This window comes from Jeotgalicoccus marinus DSM 19772 (assembly GCF_000425825.1).
In the GTDB taxonomy this organism is placed as follows: Bacteria; Bacillota; Bacilli; order Staphylococcales; family Salinicoccaceae; genus Jeotgalicoccus; species Jeotgalicoccus marinus.
Genome location: NZ_AUEE01000004.1, coordinates 34,005 through 51,208 on the forward strand (window position 1 = coordinate 34,005; position 17,204 = coordinate 51,208).

General features: G+C 36.8%; 20 protein-coding genes. 8 read left to right on the forward strand and 12 right to left on the reverse strand.

The window, feature by feature from the left end:
* Positions 1–28 precede the first annotated feature (28 nt).
* On the forward strand, positions 29–829 hold the full coding sequence (gene coaW / locus H624_RS0101600) for a type II pantothenate kinase (RefSeq protein WP_026866022.1): 801 nt from the start codon (positions 29–31) through the stop codon (positions 827–829).
* On the opposite strand, the gene H624_RS0101605 is transcribed toward coaW, so the two are convergent.
* The 7 genes from H624_RS0101605 to H624_RS12900 all read right to left on the reverse strand — a co-directional run bounded on the left by H624_RS0101605 (position 822) and on the right by H624_RS12900 (position 4,950).
* Entirely contained in the window at positions 822–1,529 is a 708-nt protein-coding gene (locus H624_RS0101605) for an ATP-binding cassette domain-containing protein (RefSeq protein WP_026866023.1), read from the reverse strand. The two genes, coaW and H624_RS0101605, sit on opposite strands and share 8 nt — an antisense overlap.
* Positions 1,530–1,531: 2 nt before the next feature.
* Entirely contained in the window at positions 1,532–1,876 is a 345-nt protein-coding gene (locus H624_RS0101610) for a carboxymuconolactone decarboxylase family protein (protein ID WP_051220440.1), read from the reverse strand.
* Between the two features lie 41 nt (positions 1,877–1,917).
* A complete protein-coding gene (locus H624_RS0101615; protein WP_026866025.1) occupies positions 1,918–2,127 on the reverse strand; it encodes a hypothetical protein in 210 nt (69 codons plus the stop codon).
* 64 nt (positions 2,128–2,191) lie between these two features.
* On the reverse strand, positions 2,192–2,698 hold the full coding sequence (locus tag H624_RS0101620) for a GNAT family N-acetyltransferase (protein WP_026866026.1): 507 nt from the start codon (positions 2,696–2,698) through the stop codon (positions 2,192–2,194).
* A gap of 85 nt (positions 2,699–2,783) precedes the next feature.
* On the reverse strand, positions 2,784–3,314 hold the full coding sequence (locus tag H624_RS0101625) for a chromate transporter (protein ID WP_026866027.1): 531 nt from the start codon (positions 3,312–3,314) through the stop codon (positions 2,784–2,786).
* Positions 3,311–3,859, reverse strand: coding sequence for a chromate transporter (locus H624_RS0101630; protein ID WP_084145666.1), 549 nt, complete (start codon positions 3,857–3,859; stop codon positions 3,311–3,313). Before H624_RS0101630 ends, H624_RS0101625 begins: the two co-directional genes overlap by 4 nt.
* Before the next feature lie 50 nt (positions 3,860–3,909).
* The gene (locus tag H624_RS12900) at positions 3,910–4,950 is read right to left on the reverse strand and encodes an SEC-C metal-binding domain-containing protein (protein ID WP_035855615.1); all 1,041 of its coding nucleotides are present in this window, start codon (positions 4,948–4,950) and stop codon (positions 3,910–3,912) included.
* Between the two features lie 110 nt (positions 4,951–5,060).
* Between H624_RS12900 and H624_RS0101640 the strand changes: the two genes are divergently transcribed.
* Entirely contained in the window at positions 5,061–5,912 is an 852-nt protein-coding gene (locus H624_RS0101640; protein WP_026866030.1) for a Cof-type HAD-IIB family hydrolase, read from the forward strand.
* On the opposite strand, the gene H624_RS0101645 is transcribed toward H624_RS0101640, so the two are convergent.
* Complete coding sequence (locus H624_RS0101645; RefSeq protein WP_026866031.1) at positions 5,907–6,545, reverse strand: alpha/beta hydrolase; 639 nt, start codon at positions 6,543–6,545, stop codon at positions 5,907–5,909. The genes H624_RS0101640 and H624_RS0101645 overlap by 6 nt on opposite strands.
* Before the next feature lie 74 nt (positions 6,546–6,619).
* Here H624_RS0101645 and H624_RS0101650 point away from each other — a divergent pair, with 74 nt between their 5' ends.
* Positions 6,620–7,540, forward strand: coding sequence for a VOC family protein (locus tag H624_RS0101650; RefSeq protein ID WP_026866032.1), 921 nt, complete (start codon positions 6,620–6,622; stop codon positions 7,538–7,540).
* 59 nt (positions 7,541–7,599) lie between these two features.
* On the opposite strand, the gene H624_RS0101655 is transcribed toward H624_RS0101650, so the two are convergent.
* From H624_RS0101655 to H624_RS0101665, 3 genes are all read right to left on the reverse strand, one after another.
* A complete protein-coding gene (locus H624_RS0101655; protein ID WP_026866033.1) occupies positions 7,600–8,427 on the reverse strand; it encodes a hypothetical protein in 828 nt (275 codons plus the stop codon).
* Between the two features lie 69 nt (positions 8,428–8,496).
* Positions 8,497–9,420, reverse strand: coding sequence for an EamA family transporter RarD (rarD, locus tag H624_RS0101660; protein WP_026866034.1), 924 nt, complete (start codon positions 9,418–9,420; stop codon positions 8,497–8,499).
* A 122-nt stretch (positions 9,421–9,542) separates the two neighbouring features.
* Positions 9,543–10,532 carry a hypothetical protein gene (locus tag H624_RS0101665; RefSeq protein WP_026866035.1) on the reverse strand — a complete coding sequence of 330 codons (990 nt, stop codon included), beginning with the start codon at positions 10,530–10,532 and terminating at the stop codon, positions 9,543–9,545.
* Between the two features lie 152 nt (positions 10,533–10,684).
* On the opposite strand from H624_RS0101665, the gene H624_RS0101670 reads away from it, so the two are divergent.
* The 4 genes from H624_RS0101670 to H624_RS11455 all read left to right on the forward strand — a co-directional run bounded on the left by H624_RS0101670 (position 10,685) and on the right by H624_RS11455 (position 14,768).
* The gene (locus H624_RS0101670) at positions 10,685–11,155 is read left to right on the forward strand and encodes a MarR family winged helix-turn-helix transcriptional regulator (RefSeq protein ID WP_051220441.1); all 471 of its coding nucleotides are present in this window, start codon (positions 10,685–10,687) and stop codon (positions 11,153–11,155) included.
* Positions 11,139–13,778: an MMPL family transporter gene (locus H624_RS0101675; RefSeq protein WP_026866037.1), complete on the forward strand. Its 2,640-nt coding sequence runs from the start codon at positions 11,139–11,141 to the stop codon at positions 13,776–13,778. The genes H624_RS0101670 and H624_RS0101675 overlap by 17 nt, the downstream gene beginning before the upstream one ends.
* 65 nt (positions 13,779–13,843) lie before the next feature.
* Positions 13,844–14,083, forward strand: a complete 240-nt coding sequence (locus H624_RS0101680; protein ID WP_026866038.1) for a hypothetical protein — start codon at positions 13,844–13,846, stop codon at positions 14,081–14,083.
* Between the two features lie 109 nt (positions 14,084–14,192).
* Positions 14,193–14,768 (forward strand): hypothetical protein, encoded by a 576-nt coding sequence (locus H624_RS11455; RefSeq protein ID WP_051220442.1) that lies wholly within the window; start codon positions 14,193–14,195, stop codon positions 14,766–14,768.
* A 32-nt stretch (positions 14,769–14,800) separates the two neighbouring features.
* Here H624_RS11455 and H624_RS0101690 read toward each other — a convergent pair whose 3' ends face one another.
* Positions 14,801–15,913 carry an amidohydrolase gene (locus H624_RS0101690; protein WP_026866039.1) on the reverse strand — a complete coding sequence of 371 codons (1,113 nt, stop codon included), beginning with the start codon at positions 15,911–15,913 and terminating at the stop codon, positions 14,801–14,803.
* A 150-nt stretch (positions 15,914–16,063) separates the two neighbouring features.
* Between H624_RS0101690 and menC the strand changes: the two genes are divergently transcribed.
* The gene (gene menC, locus H624_RS11460) at positions 16,064–17,203 is read left to right on the forward strand and encodes an o-succinylbenzoate synthase (RefSeq protein WP_035855618.1); all 1,140 of its coding nucleotides are present in this window, start codon (positions 16,064–16,066) and stop codon (positions 17,201–17,203) included.
* The last annotated feature ends 1 nt before the right edge of the window (position 17,204 follow it).

Sequence of the window (17,204 nt, forward strand, 5' to 3'; positions counted from 1 at the left end):
TTTCATTTATAACTTTAGGAGCGATCTTATGAAAATCGGCATCGATGCTGGCGGTACATTAATTAAATTGGTCATTCTTGATGATGAAAATCGTACCTTTAAAAAATACCCTTCCACTGATATTGACCAAGTGATTGAGATATTAAACAATGATTATAGTGAAGAAGAAGTTTATTTAACAGGAGGCAAGTCAGAATATATACAAGAGAAGCTAAATTTTGAATCTAAAATTTCCATAGAATTCGATGCTACCTTTAGAGGTCTGACTCAACTCTTGAATGAAAGTAATTTGAATTTTGAACGTTATGTATACTTAAATGTTGGTACAGGAACAAGTTTCCACCAAGCGACAACCACGGATCAAAAACGTGTTGGTGGGTCTGGTGTAGGTGGTGGAACTTTACTCGGCTTAAGTCATTTACTGACAGGAATCGAGGATTACCATACGATTATAGAACGTGCAAAAAAAGGTGACCGTAACAAAGTCGATTTAAAAGTCCATCATATTTACAATGGTAAGCCTACACCAATTCCAGGTGATCTTACTGCAAGTAACTTCGGAAATGTACTTAATCACAAAAGCGACCAGTCAATTGAAGATCAACTGATCGCAGTTATTGGTCTTGTAGCAGAAACTGTTACAGCAATGGCTTTAAATCTAGCTGATGCCTTTGACACTAAAAAAATGGTGTTTATTGGTTCTACTTTACTCGATAACACTGTAATGACGGACATCATTTATAATTATAGTCAGTTAAAAGGCGCAGAGGCCTATGTTGTACCCAACGGTGAATTTTCAGGTGCCCTTGGTGCCATAGAAACTAACTGAGGACAGCTACCTTATTCCCTTGCCTGATAACCTTCATTTCACGTGAAAATATATGAGACAACATCTCTTCTGTTACTTGATGATTCGGTACTTTAGCTGCGGTTAAAGTACCTTTTTTCATGCCGGAAATTGAATCTGCATATGTCATCGCCAAACTTAAATCATGCATGGCAAGAATGACCACTTTATTTTTAGCTAATTCTTTCAATCTCGATAAAATAATGTGTTGATAGTTAACATCCAATCCTTGTTCAATTTCATCAAGCATGATTATGGGTTTGTCTTCCAATTCAATTTGCGCAAGAAGTGCACGTTTGAACTCCCCACCACTTAAATTTTCAATGCTGTGATTTCGATAATGTATTAAATCGTAATCGTTTAGAATTCCAATAAACTGTTCACCAGAAATTTTCTTCTCTGTGCTCAAACCTACAAAATCTTCTACATTAATTTGAAAAGGTACGTTGTGTTGAGGAAGATAGCTGATGTATTCTGCTGTAGAAGAAAGTTTGTGGTTGTCTACATAGAGTTCACGTTTTTTTATGGACTTTGTATTAAAACCCGTAACACCTGTTAAAACTGAACTTTTACCACTTCCATTCTCCCCAATTAGAACGTGTAAGCCAGGTTCGAATATCAAACTTTCCACTATAATTTTAAAGTCATCGTAATCGACCACCAAAGAATGAATGTCTAACACGATTATACCTCTGTCGTCGCTTCATCATATGCTTCTAGTGCTTTACCACCATATACACTAGCTGGTCCGCCACCCATCACTATAGAGACCGCAACGATATCTGAAATTTCGTCACGTGTCGCACCGAGTTTAACTAGTTTGTTGACATGGTTACCAATACAACCCTCACACTTATCTGCGATAGCATAAGTTAAAGCGATATACTCTTTGGTCTTCTCATCCAAAGCATTAGCTTTATACCCTTCTTTTTGAAGCTTTCTGAAAGCAGACATAAAATCGGGTTGCGTTTCTTGAATTCGACCTGTGTTTTTTTGCGCACGTTTATTAATTTCTTCAAAATTACCCATGAATAATCATCCTTTTAATTTATTTAAAGAAAGAGAATCGCTTAAATGCGATTCTCTTTTTTGTGGATTGTTCTTTTTCTGTAACACATTAATACCCAGATGTAGGCAGCAAAAATGACTATCATAAAGATACCTATTGTTGTAAGTGATAATGGCGCATCCTGTGTGTAGGATGCAGTCGTTGAAAAGATAACCCCTGCCGTAAATAAAGTTAATGCTATTGCGTAAATGAAAACATTTCTTAATTTCATGTGCTCACCCACCATATTATTCTTCTTAACTTTATAATATCACGACATTCCGCTATTTTCTCATCTATTCTAAAAAGTTCGACATATAGACTAAATTAGTATAGCCTTCTTTCAATTTCACTTGGTTCTTCAATACAGCTTCTTCTTTAAAGCCTAATTTTTCGTAAAGTTTAATTGCTCCAGGATTATTAGAGAAAACAGTTAGAATGACTTTTTCAATTATATCGTTAGCTTTAGCAAATTCTAGGGCACGTTCAATCATCGCAGTCCCTGTACCTGAGCCAGTATAGTCTGGTTGTAAACTGATACCAAATTGTGCGATATGTTCAAACTTCTTACGGTGATCTTGGCGCATATTTAACATACCAATAACCGTATCACCATCTACAGCAACAATACCTAGGTCATTGGTGCCTAAAGATTTTATAGTTGCTTCTTCTTCTTCAACAGTTATCTCACGATTTTCAATTGCTGTTGCTAGAATATCTGGATACGCCTCAGTCACAATATGTTTGTGCCTGACAATACTTTTAGCGTCCGATATTCTCATTTCACGTATTTCATATGCCATACTTAGTCGTCTCCTTCTAGCTTGGTTTTTAATCATTCCCATTCATTATATTACAAGTTTACTTTTCCATTAAATATCATGCTTCTTATCTAATAAACAGGGCACCATAAATTAAGCCAATCATAATGACGAAGGCAGGATGTATTTTAACAATCTGTAAAAGTATAAAAGCAATGACAATTAAGAATATTGTGTGGAAGCCACCTGAAACCTCTAGAGAGTTAAATAGAAAATCTACTACGATTACACCCATTAATATTGCAATCACTGGTCTAATTAATGTTGTTAAGGTGCTGAATTTATTCGTCCCTTTCAACTTATATAAAAGTGCAGCAAGTAAAATCATGACAACCAAGGAAGGTAGGACACTTGCAGTTACTGCAACAATACTACCAAGTACGCCACCGGCTTCGTATCCAATGTAGGCACCCATCTTCGTTAGTATAGGACCAGGTAGTGAGTTACCGAGTGCAAGTACTTCAGCAAACTCACCAGTTGTCATCCAACCATAGGTATCAACAACCTCTCTTTCGACTAGAGGGATTGAGGCTGGACCTCCACCATATCCAATTATACCTGGAATCAGAAAGGCCAGAAAAATTTCCATGTAAATCATGTTGACCCTCCTCTAACCTTATATTTCCTTAAAAGACTAATAACGATAATAATGGCGATAACAATTGCCGGATGAATATTTAGCACTTCTAAGATAATCAACATACCTATAGTAAAAGGAATTAAAAATGCCCACGTCGTGACCGCTTTCGCTGATTGTAAAAATTCAATTGTTAGAATCGCTAGCATGACTAGGACAACTGGCACTACCCCTGCACTCATTCCCTGTACCCAGGCTAGGTCTTTAAAACCTGTAAATAAAGCAAGAAGGATGGTCATAATCACTGCCGTTGGTAAAATCATCGCAACCATGGCATTGGCTACACCAAGCCAACCCTTTATTTGATAACATATGTACCCAGCGACTTTAGTAATAATTGGTCCTGGTAAAACATTGGCGATTGCCAGTACATCTTGGAATTCTTCATTCGACATCCATTTATATTTATCAACAACTTCTATTTTAACTAACGGAATCGATGAAGGACCCCCACCGAAACCGAGCATCCCTACTCTAAAAAACGCCTTAAATATTTGCCAGTGCATCATTCTCACCTCTTATCAGAAAAAGCACCAGCATGGCTGGTGCTTTTATATCAAACTGCTTTACCACAGCATTTTTTATATTTCTTTCCACTGCCACATGGACAAGGATCGTTTCGTCCGACCTTGAACTCATTGACGATTGTTTTTTGTCCAAGTTCTGCTTCTGACTTACCTCTATATTGGAAATGACGAGTATGTTTTAGCACGCCACTCACTAAATTAAAGAAGTCATCTTCTTCTTGTTTAGTAGAAAATTCATAGCCTAGATTGTTAATTTCTGCGATGATATCAGTCCGTTTTTGACCACTAATAATCATACGTAACATTTGAATATATAATTCTTCTAGTGAAGCTACGTCTGTATTTAAGTGACTACTAACCCAAGATTTTAGTGACTCATGATAAATAGACTCATCAATGTAGTTCGGGTTTGAAAACTGTATGAACTTAGCAAATTCTGGTTCATAGTAGTTGTATTTTTGCTGATTTTTTCTAATAATTTGGTACTGTTCATCTGTCATATCATCTATGACAAATTCTTTGTTTTTTTCATTAATCGTAATGACATAAGGTGACTCATTTACTAAGTCGACTAATTCCTCAATTGTCGTCTCCTGGCCATAGTATTTCTTAAATAGTTTAGTAAGCTGTTTAAATTCAACAACACCATAGAGATGTAAGGCAGCTCTAATTAAATTTAACTTTCTTTGAACTGCCAAACGTTTTTCTTTATTTTCTTTCGTATCGACTGTTTTAAATTTATCGAGCACTTCATCAATAATAAAGAAGTGGTCAGGATTATTTAAATCTTCATAGGCCAAGCCCATGATATACAAGCCGTAAATGTCTACAAGGCTTAAATCTTTCGCTTCATCCAAATTTGTCGCTGCTCTTTTCCATGATTCGAGCGCAATATCATCACTATATAGGTAAGTGTACGTGAGTACTGATTCATTCGTTAAGTTTGCTGAAATTGCCTCAATTAAGTCTTCTTTATCTAAAGCTGTTTCATTTTTGACGCCGGTATTTATTGCAACTTGATGCAAGTCTTCTAAATCATATTTTTCTAAATACACACCCGTATTTGTCACTATGAACAACTCCTTATATACTAATTCTAGTACTGGTATTTTATCATACTTGTGTAAATATGCTAAAATTTAAGAGGTAACGAATACATATGATAGGAGCTCATATAAAGATGAAAGCTATTGCCCTCGATTTAGATGGTACAACATTAAATCATGCAGGTGAATTCCCCAACAGTCTCATTAAGACACTTCAAGACATCCATAATAAAGGAATCAAAATCATTATCGCGACCGGACGTTCGCTTCAAATGATTCATCAAAAAGTGCCTAACGATGTTCCGGTCGATGGCTTTGTCGCTGCGAGCGGTATGACCGTATACCTTGGTGACACGCTCTTATCACGCACTGCCTTTACAAAAGAACAAGTCAGTTTCGTCTTAGAAGAGGTTCGTAAACACAAGATATATTATGAGATAACAACGAGCCAGAGCGGTGGTCCATATACCTATAATGATGATTACGATTATGCTTTGGAGGACCTCACTGCACAAGCTGATGAGACAGTACTAGATTATGAAAACATCGGCACTGCCCGTACCTTAAACTCTCAAGAGCAATGGGTCGATAATCACGCACTCGACACCAATGATATTATTAAGTTTTACTTCTTCTCAAATGATAAAAATAAGATGGACAACTGGTATGACTACCTCAATAATCACTTTACATCAGACGCTGGTTTTCAGATATACCGTACATCAAATCATAACTCAGAAATCATGGTCTATGGCACAGACAAAGGTTCCGGTTTAAAGACAATTGCTAGAGAACTTAAGCTGCCGCTTCATGACATTCATGCTTTCGGCGATTCTATGAATGATATCCCTATGTTTAAAGTTGTCGGTAAATCAACTGCCTTAAAAAACGGTCAAGAAGACGTTAAATGTCTTGCAGATGATGTCACCGATTTTACATGTGATGAAGATGGCCTTGAGATTTATTTAAAGAAACATTATCTATAGCAATTTGCCCTCGTCTCTGAGGGCTTTTTTAATTGGCATAAACCAAACATTACCCTCCATCAATTCCATCGGCGAAATTTCATGACCCCCGTCAGTCAGCTTAATGGTTACATTCATGCCCTTGTCTTCTAGTTTTTTCTTTAAGGTGTATGATTCACCAGCTGTAGCAGTCATATCTTTTGCACCGGCTGTTAGAAGTACATCTGTATTAAACAACATTCCTTTTCCAACTGTTTCACTACGGTAAGCACTGTGCATTAACATTGCCCCTCTTAACCCTAAATCGTAGTTCAACAATAAATAAGCTCCCATATTTGCGCCATTAGAATAACCAATAAGTATGGATTTAGAGAGCTCAAAATCATAGATTTTACTCAAGTCTTTTAAAGTGTTGTATATTTTATCACCTTCTTCTTTTAGACTCGCTTCATCAAATTCATTAGCTGAAAGGCGTCTAAAAAATCGGCTTTGTCCATTTTCATCAATCTCACCTCTTAGGCTTAGGACATTGGCATCACCATCTACCATGGCAGCAACATCGAGTAAATCCGTCTCTCTACCTCCTGTACCGTGTAAAAGAATTATGGTTTCAACATTTTCTTCAACTTTACTTTTGATGTATAAATGTTTCATTTAAAGTCCTCCTAATAGAGTTACGCATAGTCGTATTATATAATAAAATCAAAGAGATTAAAGGAGGATGCATTATGCCTGCATTTGGTATACACCATGTTTCCGCAATTACTAAGAATATCATTGAAAATCATGATTTTTTCACTAAAATATTAGGTCATCGTCTCGTTAAAAAGACTGTTAACCAAGATGACCCAAGTATGTATCACTTATTTTATAGTGACTACAAAGGGACACCAGGGACAGATGTGACTTTTTTTGAAATCGGTCTTGCCCCTAAGTACACACCAGGAACTAACTCTATCTCACGTACAATCTTACGTGTTCCGTCAAAAGAAGCCTTACAATACTTCCGTGACCGTTTCGATGAAAAAGGCGTTTATCACGAAGGTATCATCGATTATTTCGGCGAAACATTGATGAAATTTTCTGATGAGGAAAGTCAACGCTTTGCCCTAGTCGTTGACGATAATGAGAATAAGGCAGTCCCTCATACAGATAACGATATTCCTGAAGCCTACGCCATTAGAGGCGTTTACGGTGTTGAACTCACCGTTCAATATTTAAAACCTATGGTTGAGTTTCTTACATTGCTAGGCGGTAAATACGATGGGGACATTGACCAAGATACAGAAGCTCGAGTTGACTTTGGTGATGATGCGGTGTTTATCTTCGAATCTAGAACGACAAATGTTGAAAAAGAAGGCTATGGTAGTGTTCATCACTTCTCACTGAGAGTGAAAGATGAAGCTGATTTAGAAGAAATCTATAAAAAGATTAAAGCAGATAAGTGGCTGTCTTCTGGCGTTGTGAATCGACATTACTTCAAGGCACTATATATTAATGCACCAGGCAATATTACCGTTGAAATTTCTACAGATGGTCCAGGGTTTACAGTCGATGAGCCACTAGAAACATTAGGAGAAAAACTCGCAGTCCCTCCATTTTTAGAGGATGATAGAGACTTCATTGAAATGCGCCTACACCCACTCTAAAATTTAGTAATTAGAACATAAAAAACCGTTCCTTTAAAATTAAAGGAACGGTTTTTTCATTACTCATTAGGGAGTTCGATTTGATCAATATTATTAAAGTTATCAAAGGTAGTATCACCATTTAATGAGAACGTGCCACCTGTATCTTTACCTTCGACATCAAAATTAATCTTCTCTATCAACATTCTCTCTTCATCTACAACAAATTCGATTGAGGATTCCACTGTTTCTACAGTCATTTGTCCAAAATTAACTTGCACCAATGACTCTAGATTTCTATAAACTTCCTCATCATTTCCATGGTACTTATAAATAATCTTATCATCGGTCTCCTCTGTGGTCATGTAACCAAACAAGGTTTCTAAAGAATGAACCGCTTGATCATAAGTGACACTGTATAATAAATTAACATCGACCGAATCTGATACATTAATCCAATCTTGACCATTGTAGAAATAAGTTTGCCCATCTCTCGATAAAGTGCGATCTTCGCCTGCACTTCTTAGCCGTAATTGAGGTGGGTCTCCATTTATGACGTCAGCTTCTGCATTAAGAGATTCTTCCTCCATCTCATCTAATGAAGCCTCTAGGTTTAATTCTGCTTTATAGCTTTCGATTTCTGTTGACTTATCGATTATTTTGGCGAGCTGTTCATCTTCAACTTTCGCCTGTTCTATGTTGTCTTCTTCAGTAGAATTATTTTTATTTTCACTGGTTTGCTCTTCAGATTCTTCTGTGGAATTATTATCTTCTGAGACTTTAGTCTTGTTGGTATCGACAGTTCTTTCGTTTTCTGAGTCATCTACAGCTTGTGAATCAGTTGCCTGACAGGCTGCTAAAAAACCCGTGACGATTAACAATAAGCCAAAATTTTTAAAATAATACATGACTCATTCCCCTTACACTAAAATCTTTCTAAATAGTACCACGGACTTCTCATTATATCTAACAATAAGCTAAGACTCTGTAAGTTTGACGGTCTTCTTCGGACGTCTTGGTCTAGAATTTTTAAACCTTATTATTGTGTACAATATTAGGCCGGACCAAATGAAAGTATAAGAAATTTTATGGGTGTCGGTGAATGATTCACCATATATAAATATGCCAATTAACAGTGTTAGGGTTGGTCCTATATATTGTAGTAAACCTATTAAAGACAAAGGAATGTACACTGCACCAATCGCAAACATTAATAGTGGAATTGCTGTAACAACACCTGTTCCTACAGTGAAGGCTGTCTCAGCGTTCACACCAAATTCCAAGGTATTCATACCCGTAACATTCAAATAGATGATATATATTAAAGCTATGGGAGCGAGTACTGCCGTCTCAACAGCAAGTGCGTACGTCGCGTCTAAGTTAATCGTCTTTTTAATCAATCCATATACCCCAAATGTTACTGCTAGAGTGAAAGCGAGTAATGGTATTCTCCCCACGCCAAGCGTCATGTACACTACACCAATCAAAACTATGAATATTGCTAGCCATTCGCCCTTAGAGAATTTTTCTTTCAAAATAAAAAAGGCAAATAAAATACTGACAAACGGATTGATATAGTAACCTAAACTTGCCTCTAGTATATAACCTTGGTTCACAGCTAAAATATAGGTCAACCAGTTTAAGCTTATAATAATCGAAGCTGCTATGATACTTAACGCTTTTTTCTTATCACTGAATATGTATGTAAGATTGGTTTTTAAATATTCCCATCGCCCAGTTAGTTTGATATAAAAAATCATAAAAATAAAAGACCAAAATATTCTATGGGCTATAATCTCTAATGGTGAGACAGATTCAATTTGCCTCCAGTAAATTGGAAGTACACCCCAGATTACGTATGTTGCACCTGTTAGCAATATCCCTTTTGCTACATTGGACATTGACTCACCTCATTCTTTTTGTATTTTATCTTAATTTTACAACTGAACACTAAATTAGCAACAATTACACTTCAATAAAAATAGCGGCAAACAGCTTGAGCTGTTCACCGCTAAGTTTTTTACTATAAATCATTATCGTTTTCAATTTGGTGATCCGGTTCACGTTTCTCTTGATGATTAATCTCATCCAATGATTCTCTTCCTACAAAATAATATGCAACGATTGATCCTAAAATCAGGTAAGAGACATACACACCAATCACAAACGTGATTAAGAGTACAACAAATCCTAATATTGCTGACAAGCCAGGCATGTCCGTTTGTACAGCGGTGAAGCTGACTAAGAATGCAAGACCGAAAATGACAGCGAACATTACAATCATCATCACAATATACAAGATTAAGTTACTAAAGAATAACTTCACCATACTCGCGCTTGATTTGAATAAGATGTCCCACGCTATTTTTAGCTTATCCATAGTTGGAATTAAAGGCTCATCAATGTAGACCATAAATACCACTGCGAAATAAATAAACATGATGATATATGGAATGTAAGCAACAATCGTAACGATAAGAGCTAGAGCTACCGATAAGATTATCATTGGTACAGACAATTCTTGGAGCTGTGTTGTTTCAGTCACAAATCCTGCGCCAGCAAGTGGCGTAATTGCAATAACAAACAGCATATTTATTAATATACCAATCACTATAGACAAGGCAACGTACAGGAGAAAAACGAGTAAAGCAATCTTAATAAGTTTTGAGTAGTTTCCTTTCTTGAAAACTTTATATGCTTCACCAAAACTAAATGGTTTACCTGTATACGCACTTGCAAAGTATCTAAGAATACCGACATACATTGGAAAAATTAAGAAGATACAAGCTAATACAAAAACCAACGAAATGACTAGTCCCCAGACAATGAAGGCGACGCCTATTGTCGAGTCATCGGTATTAGTAAATGATAAAAGCGCAGGTGCAAACATTAAAGCAAACATCAAGATTGAAGGTAGTATGATACAAAGTATCATCTGTAAAATTGTAAAGCCTAATACTTTACCGTGTTGCCCTTTTGCATTTCTTCTATACAAAGATAGATATTCAAACATAACCTAATAATCACTCCTTTATTTATATAGTCTTCCATACCCTGATTCAATATATTCATTCATACCAAGCGATAACTTTTGCCTTAAGTAGTTGAACATGTTAAACTTCTTTTGTTCTAAATATAAATTTGCTTGATTGGAGGTCACTTACATTGAATGCAGATTCTGAGACAATTGAAAAGTTTACTCAGATTTTCGGCTTTGGTTATGCTCACATTTTTTCTGAAGTTACAGAGTCAGTCAGACAAATGCATATTTCTAAAGAACAGATGGCAATCATTGAATATTTATTTATGCACAAATCCGCAACACCAACAGAACTATCAGAAAAACTAGGCGTATATAAAAGTTCCATTGCCCATGCTTTAAGAAAGTTGAGTACAAAAAAATTGATTTACTCGAAGAAAAATCCACTAAACAATGATAAGCGCTCAAAACTTATTAGTCTGACAGAAAAAGCACAAGAAATCATTAGTGAGGTCTTTACACATTTATCTAAGATTATATGTCAGAAATTAGGCTCATTATCACAGAAAGATACCCAAGCTCTTAATGAAGCAGCAGACACCATCATAAAAATTTTTAAGATAGACGGAGGATTATTTAATGAAGCAGGTGCTTAAATTTAAATGGCCGATTACTGTATTAATGCTCGCTTTTGCGATTATTTCTTTCATGTTATCGCCAAACTTAACTGAACTTGCCGCTGAAAAAGGTGATGTTCAATTACCGAGTACGGCCGCAAGCGAACAAGCAAGACAATACTTAGAAGATCACGGCCAAGATGTAGAAATGATGTCCTTAGTTCTCGAGTTTGAAGACTCACCAATGTCTCATCAAGCAGATATTGAATCTTATATCTCAGAAATTGAAGACGCAGATTATACAGAAAATGTGATCAATCCATTTACACTCAGTGAAGACATGCAGGAAAACTTTGTAAACGAAGATACTGGCGTCATTATGATTCCAATGGAATACACTGGTGATGCGAATAATATCCTCACTAATGCCGAAGAAATTGAAGGCATGAATACCACAGACGCAGACACGTCCATTACATCTAATGAGATGATTCAAAGAACACTCGAAGAAGATGCAATGAATGGTGTACAGACAACTGAAATCTTTACAGTCATGATTATTATCGTCGTCTTACTTGTAATGTTCCGCTCGATTGTCACACCATTTGTGCCACTGATTGCAGTCGGTATTTCTTACCTACTCGGACAATCCTTTGTTGGATGGTTTGTAGAATGGTTCGGTTTCCCAGTATCACCTCAAACACAGAGTTTCTTAATTGTAATTCTATTCGGTATAGGTACGGATTACGTCATCCTATTACTCAATAGATTTAAAGAAGAGCTCGAACATCACGACAAAAATCAAGCGGTCATCAATACCTTTAAGACAGCAGGTAAGACAGTCTTTATAAGTGGTATTTCAGGTGCAATATTATTTGGTGTCCTTTACTTTGCGAACTTTGAAATCTACCGTTCAGCAGTTGGGGTAGCAGTTGGTATTTTAGCACTATTATTATCACTATTTACGATATTACCTATCTTAATGTCTCTCATTGGTAAGTATATATTCTGGCCAAGTAAACACACTTCTGGTTCAGGAGAAAGTAAAATTTGGACACCACTTGGTTTGTTGTCCTTAAAATTCCCAACGCGTGTCATATTTACAGTGGTTGCTGTTCTCATTGCATTAATTTACTTCTATGACGATGAGGTTCAGTACGATTCTCTATCTGAACTCGATGATTCATATTCAGCCGTTCATGCGGTTAATACGATCAGCGATAGTTTTGATGCAGGTTCAACCTTCCCTGTAGAAGTTATTTTTTCTAATGATGAAAATCTGATTACTTCTGACGGGCTCACTCGTGTAGAATCTGTATCTGATGCGGTAACTAAGTTAGACGGCGTCAAAGAAGTACAGACACTTACACGACCTGTCGGAGATAAGATGGATGAGTTGTCAGTCTCTTACCAACTCAATGAAGCCAATGATGGATTGACTGAAATTCAAGATGGCTTAACTGAAATTTCTAGCGGACTTACAGAAATTAATGAACAAATCTCTAGTGCTGATATGAGTGGCGGAGACCTATCCGAATTAGAAAGCGGTGTTCAAGAATTATCGACTGGTATTGATGGTGTCAGCCAATACCTAAGTGCCACAGGAGACGTAAACGGTGCAAGTCAACAGCTCGCACAACTTTCACAAGGTGCAAATCAGCTATCACAAGGTATGACTCAAGCAAACCAACAAATTCAAACAATGACTGAACAATCTCAAACACAGATGTCAGAACTTGCCGCAGGACTATCAGAGATGGCAACAGGACTAGACGAAATCAACAATGGTGTGAGCCAAGTTGGTGATCTTATGACTGCCATTAATGACAATGAAGCGACAAATAGTACAGGTATTAACGTTCCAAACGAAATGATAGAAAACGAAGAGTTTCAATCAGCAATTGACCAATACTCATTCGCAGATGGACAAGCAGTTAAGATGAATGTCATCCTAGATGTCGATCCTTATAGTAATGAAGCGATTGGTGTGCTTGATGATATTGAAGAAACAGTCGATAGTGAAATGCAACGTCTAGACAACGAGGAAACAACTGCATATTACTCAGGTGTCACTAGTATGAATAGAGATTTAGACACAGTGACAACTGATGACTACACAAATGTTGTCATACTATTCATCGTCACTCTATTCGTCATTTTAGCGGTACTCTTTAAATCACTTGTACTGCCAGTCGTAATGATCAGTTCCATCTTCATTACCTACTTCAGTTCAATGACCATTTCTCAGTGGCTCTTGTCCTTATTTGGTATCGATCAATTAAACTGGGCAGTTCCATTCTTTAGTCTAATCATCTTTGCCGCACTCGGTATTGACTACTCTATTTTCATTATCGACCGCTTTAGAGAAGAAGTGAGATACAGTTCAATTCGTGAAGCGATTGAATTATCTGTACGCCGAATGGGTACCGTAGTCATCACAGCAGTTATCATCCTAACTGGTACCTTCGCAGCCCTATATCCTTCAGGTATCGCGATATTAGTGCAGGTAACCAGCGTCATTATATTCGCCCTACTATTCTATGCCTTTGTCGTTTTACCATTGCTTATTCCAGCAATGATCGCAACGCTTAAACGCGGCACATTCTGGCCATTTAGAATGCCAGGTGGAAAGGGTCGCGAAGATAGTATTGATGATCAATAGAAAGTTTGAAATTGACAATTCTAGGGTATAAAAAACTAGTATTTTTTAAGTAAGGAGTTGAATCCATGCCAGGAGAGAAAAGTGCTGGATTAGCAGCAGTATTGAGTTTCTTTGTAACAGGACTCGGACAGATATATAACGGACAAATCTTTAAAGGTATCCTACTCATATTGATACAAATGATTAACGGTCTACTTCTATATGTTCTGATTGGTTTTATTACATTACCAATCGTATGGCTCTACGGTGTGATCAATGCATATCGTCATGCCGAACGTGTAAATAGAAGGTTATATAGAGGATAGTTAATAACCCGTATGTGAATTCACATACGGGTTATTTAATAGGCTTATGATTTTTTGAGAATTACTGTTAATGGTACAATTAACATAACTTATTAAAGGATGTGTATCTATGGGCTGGGAAGTTATAGCATTTTTCTTTGGAGCAGCAGCACTTGGAATCTTTTTATTACTCGTCGTATTTATAGTAGGGTTATTGAAATGGTTGCTACAAGGTTACTTCCTTTTCAGAGTGGCTGAAATCAAAAGATATGACTTACCTTGGCTTGCCTTCATACCATTTGGTACTTTCTACCTCGGTGGCCAAGCTTATGATGGTAATATTCTCAAGAAAGGATCATTTCAACCTAAGCACATTGGTCTAGTATTTGCCATCGCTGGTATCATCTTATATCTAATGGGCTTATCTATTGGTGATATTGTCATCACTTATCTACTAATGGAATCAATCGCCTTTATTGGTATATTTACAGCGTATGTTAAACAACCTATTATTGGTGTCTTACTTGCCCTGTTGAATGCTGTTACTGCAGGTATTGCTGCTATTATCATCCTCTTCTTATATTCTAGAAAACTAAGAGATGAACATGACGGCAGTGTATTGAATAACGAAGACTTTGAAGATAACGCTTCAAATGACAAACAACCACAACATCCAAATGACCCAAACCTGAATAGAAACATTTAAAGGACCAGTACTGGTCCTTTATTTTTGCACATTTATTTTTCAGGTACATTCAAAATCGTTTGATATAAAACATTCGCACCTGTTTCCATACGTTCATGATTAAAGATCATATCTGGATGGTGAAGGCCTGGTTGTAAATCACAGCCTAAACCTACCATTGCGCCTTTGAGTTCTGGGTACTGTACTGTATAGTTATGGAAGTCATCTCCACCACTTGTTACAATTGGTTCTAGTAAATACTCTTCTCCAACAGTATCTATGATTGCTGAACGGAAAACAGCAATAGCCTCTTCATTGCTCTCACTTGCAACTATTGAAGATTCCTTCAAGTCTTCAATAGTCACATCATATAATTCTTCAACGACTCTTAAAATGTTATGAATATTCGCTTTTAAATCTTTCATTGCATCATTTGTTTGTGCACGCACGTCAATTCCACATTCAGCTGAACCTGGTATGATATTTAATGATTTTGAACCCGCCATAAATTTAGTCATCTTAGCACTCGCCGGAACCATCGGGTTAATGTGTATTTTAGAGAGCATGTCAACAATAGCTGAACCGACTTCAATCGCATTAGAATTCAAGTGCGGTCTTGCACCATGTGCATCATGCCCACTAATTTTAAACTCAAATGATCCTGCAGATCCATGTTCAATACTTGGTGAAATAAACCCGTCTGTCGCCTCTTCAATAGGTCGTAAATGAATACCAAACATGTAATCTAATGGATCAATAACGCCTTCTTTTAGCACATCTAAAGCACCAGTACCTAGCTCTTCGGCTGGTTGGAAAACAAATCTTACACCACGTGTTTTAAGTGCATCATGACCCTTTAGTTTTAACATTGCCCCAGTCACCATAGAGATGTGTGCATCATGTCCACAGGAGTGATTCGCCTGAAGTTTACCATTCACTTCTTGGTAAAGTGCATCAATATCGGCACGCATACCAATTAGAGGGTATTCTCCACTCCAATTCCCCATATCACAGTATAATCCAGTAATATTCTTAAACTTCACCGGTTCAAAACCTTCATTTTTTAGAAATTCATATATATAATCCGTCGTTTTATATTCTTCGTTGCTAAGCTCTGCATTGTTGTGAATATGATTGAAAATTTCATTGATTTTTGCCGTTGTCATGCAATCCCTCTTTCAAAAATTAAAATCTGTTATTAATAAATATATCACAGTTATAATTGTAAGAAAATTTAAATTAATGGTGGGAAATGAAAGAAGTGTTTATGCTTATGGTGTATAATACATATATATTGATTACACGGAGGAAATAAGATGAAAATAAAAGAAATTAAACTACATCAGCTATTGATGGATATGAAAAACCCATTTACAACATCCTTTGGCACACAACAACAGCGTTTTATTACTATCGTGGAAGTCATTGATGAGGACAACACAAGTGGCTTTGGAGAATGTGTGTCTGGTGAAGACCCGCTCTACTCTGAAGAATTTATGGACGCGACTTTAATTGCCTTAAAGAAATATTTCGGCCCATTAGTTATCGGTAAAGAAATCTCACATCCAGATGAAGTTTGGGATATATATAAGCCATTCAAGCGTAACAACATGGCTAAAGCATGTATTGAAGGTGCCGTTTGGGACTTATACGCTAAGAAACAAGGCATTACACTTGCTAAAGCACTTGGTGGAGAAAAAGAAACTGTAGAAGTCGGCGTTTCTTTAGGCTTAGAAGATACAGATGAAGCCCTACTTGAAAAAATCGGTGAAAAAGTTGAAGAAGGTTATAAACGTATTAAAGTTAAAATCAAACCCGGCCGTGATGTAGAAATGGTTCGTAGCATAAGAACAGTCTACCCTGATATCCCATTGATGGTTGATGCTAACTCTGCTTATACACTCGATGATATCGATACGCTGAAGGCTCTAGATGAATTTAACTTAATGATGATTGAACAACCTCTAATGGCTGGAGACTTAATCGATCACGCTAAATTACAAAGAGAAATTAAGACCCCAGTATGTTTAGATGAAAGTATCGATTCATTTGAATCTGCCCAGGCAGCAATTGAGCTTGGTAGCTGTAAGATCATCAATGTCAAAGTAGGACGTGTCGGTGGTTTAACCCAATCACTAAAAATTCACGACCTTGCGGCCAAACATGATATTCCTCTATGGTGTGGCGGTATGTTAGAAGCGGGTGTTGGTAGACTTCACAATGTGGCAATTACATCACTCAGCAACTTTGTACTTCCAGGTGACACAGCGTCCTCTTCAAGATATTGGTATGAAGACATCATCACACCGGAAGTAGTCGCAGAAAATGGTGTTGTAAAAATATCAGAAAAGCCTGGTATAGGTGCAGAAGTTGACTTCGATAAGATGAAACAATACCTAGTAAAAACAGAAGTACTTACTGAAGACGATCAACTCGATATGATTATGCATAACTAAT

Bases quoted from the DNA above. Each gene is read 5' to 3' on its own strand.
- coaW (WP_026866022.1), top strand. From the start codon at position 29: ATGAAAATCGGCATCGATGCTGGCGGTACATTAATTAAATTGGTCATT.
- H624_RS0101610 (WP_051220440.1), bottom strand. From the start codon at position 1,876: ATGGGTAATTTTGAAGAAATTAATAAACGTGCGCAAAAAAACACAGGT.
- H624_RS0101615 (WP_026866025.1), bottom strand. From the start codon at position 2,127: ATGAAATTAAGAAATGTTTTCATTTACGCAATAGCATTAACTTTATTT.
- H624_RS0101620 (WP_026866026.1), bottom strand. From the start codon at position 2,698: ATGGCATATGAAATACGTGAAATGAGAATATCGGACGCTAAAAGTATT.
- H624_RS0101625 (WP_026866027.1), bottom strand. From the start codon at position 3,314: ATGATTTACATGGAAATTTTTCTGGCCTTTCTGATTCCAGGTATAATT.
- H624_RS0101630 (WP_084145666.1), bottom strand. From the start codon at position 3,859: ATGCACTGGCAAATATTTAAGGCGTTTTTTAGAGTAGGGATGCTCGGT.
- H624_RS0101640 (WP_026866030.1), top strand. From the start codon at position 5,061: ATGAAAGCTATTGCCCTCGATTTAGATGGTACAACATTAAATCATGCA.
- H624_RS0101645 (WP_026866031.1), bottom strand. From the start codon at position 6,545: ATGAAACATTTATACATCAAAAGTAAAGTTGAAGAAAATGTTGAAACC.
- H624_RS0101650 (WP_026866032.1), top strand. From the start codon at position 6,620: ATGCCTGCATTTGGTATACACCATGTTTCCGCAATTACTAAGAATATC.
- H624_RS0101655 (WP_026866033.1), bottom strand. From the start codon at position 8,427: ATGTATTATTTTAAAAATTTTGGCTTATTGTTAATCGTCACGGGTTTT.
- rarD (WP_026866034.1), bottom strand. From the start codon at position 9,420: ATGTCCAATGTAGCAAAAGGGATATTGCTAACAGGTGCAACATACGTA.
- H624_RS0101665 (WP_026866035.1), bottom strand. From the start codon at position 10,532: ATGTTTGAATATCTATCTTTGTATAGAAGAAATGCAAAAGGGCAACAC.
- H624_RS0101675 (WP_026866037.1), top strand. From the start codon at position 11,139: ATGAAGCAGGTGCTTAAATTTAAATGGCCGATTACTGTATTAATGCTC.
- H624_RS0101680 (WP_026866038.1), top strand. From the start codon at position 13,844: ATGCCAGGAGAGAAAAGTGCTGGATTAGCAGCAGTATTGAGTTTCTTT.
- H624_RS11455 (WP_051220442.1), top strand. From the start codon at position 14,193: ATGGGCTGGGAAGTTATAGCATTTTTCTTTGGAGCAGCAGCACTTGGA.
- H624_RS0101690 (WP_026866039.1), bottom strand. From the start codon at position 15,913: ATGACAACGGCAAAAATCAATGAAATTTTCAATCATATTCACAACAAT.
- menC (WP_035855618.1), top strand. From the start codon at position 16,064: ATGAAAATAAAAGAAATTAAACTACATCAGCTATTGATGGATATGAAA.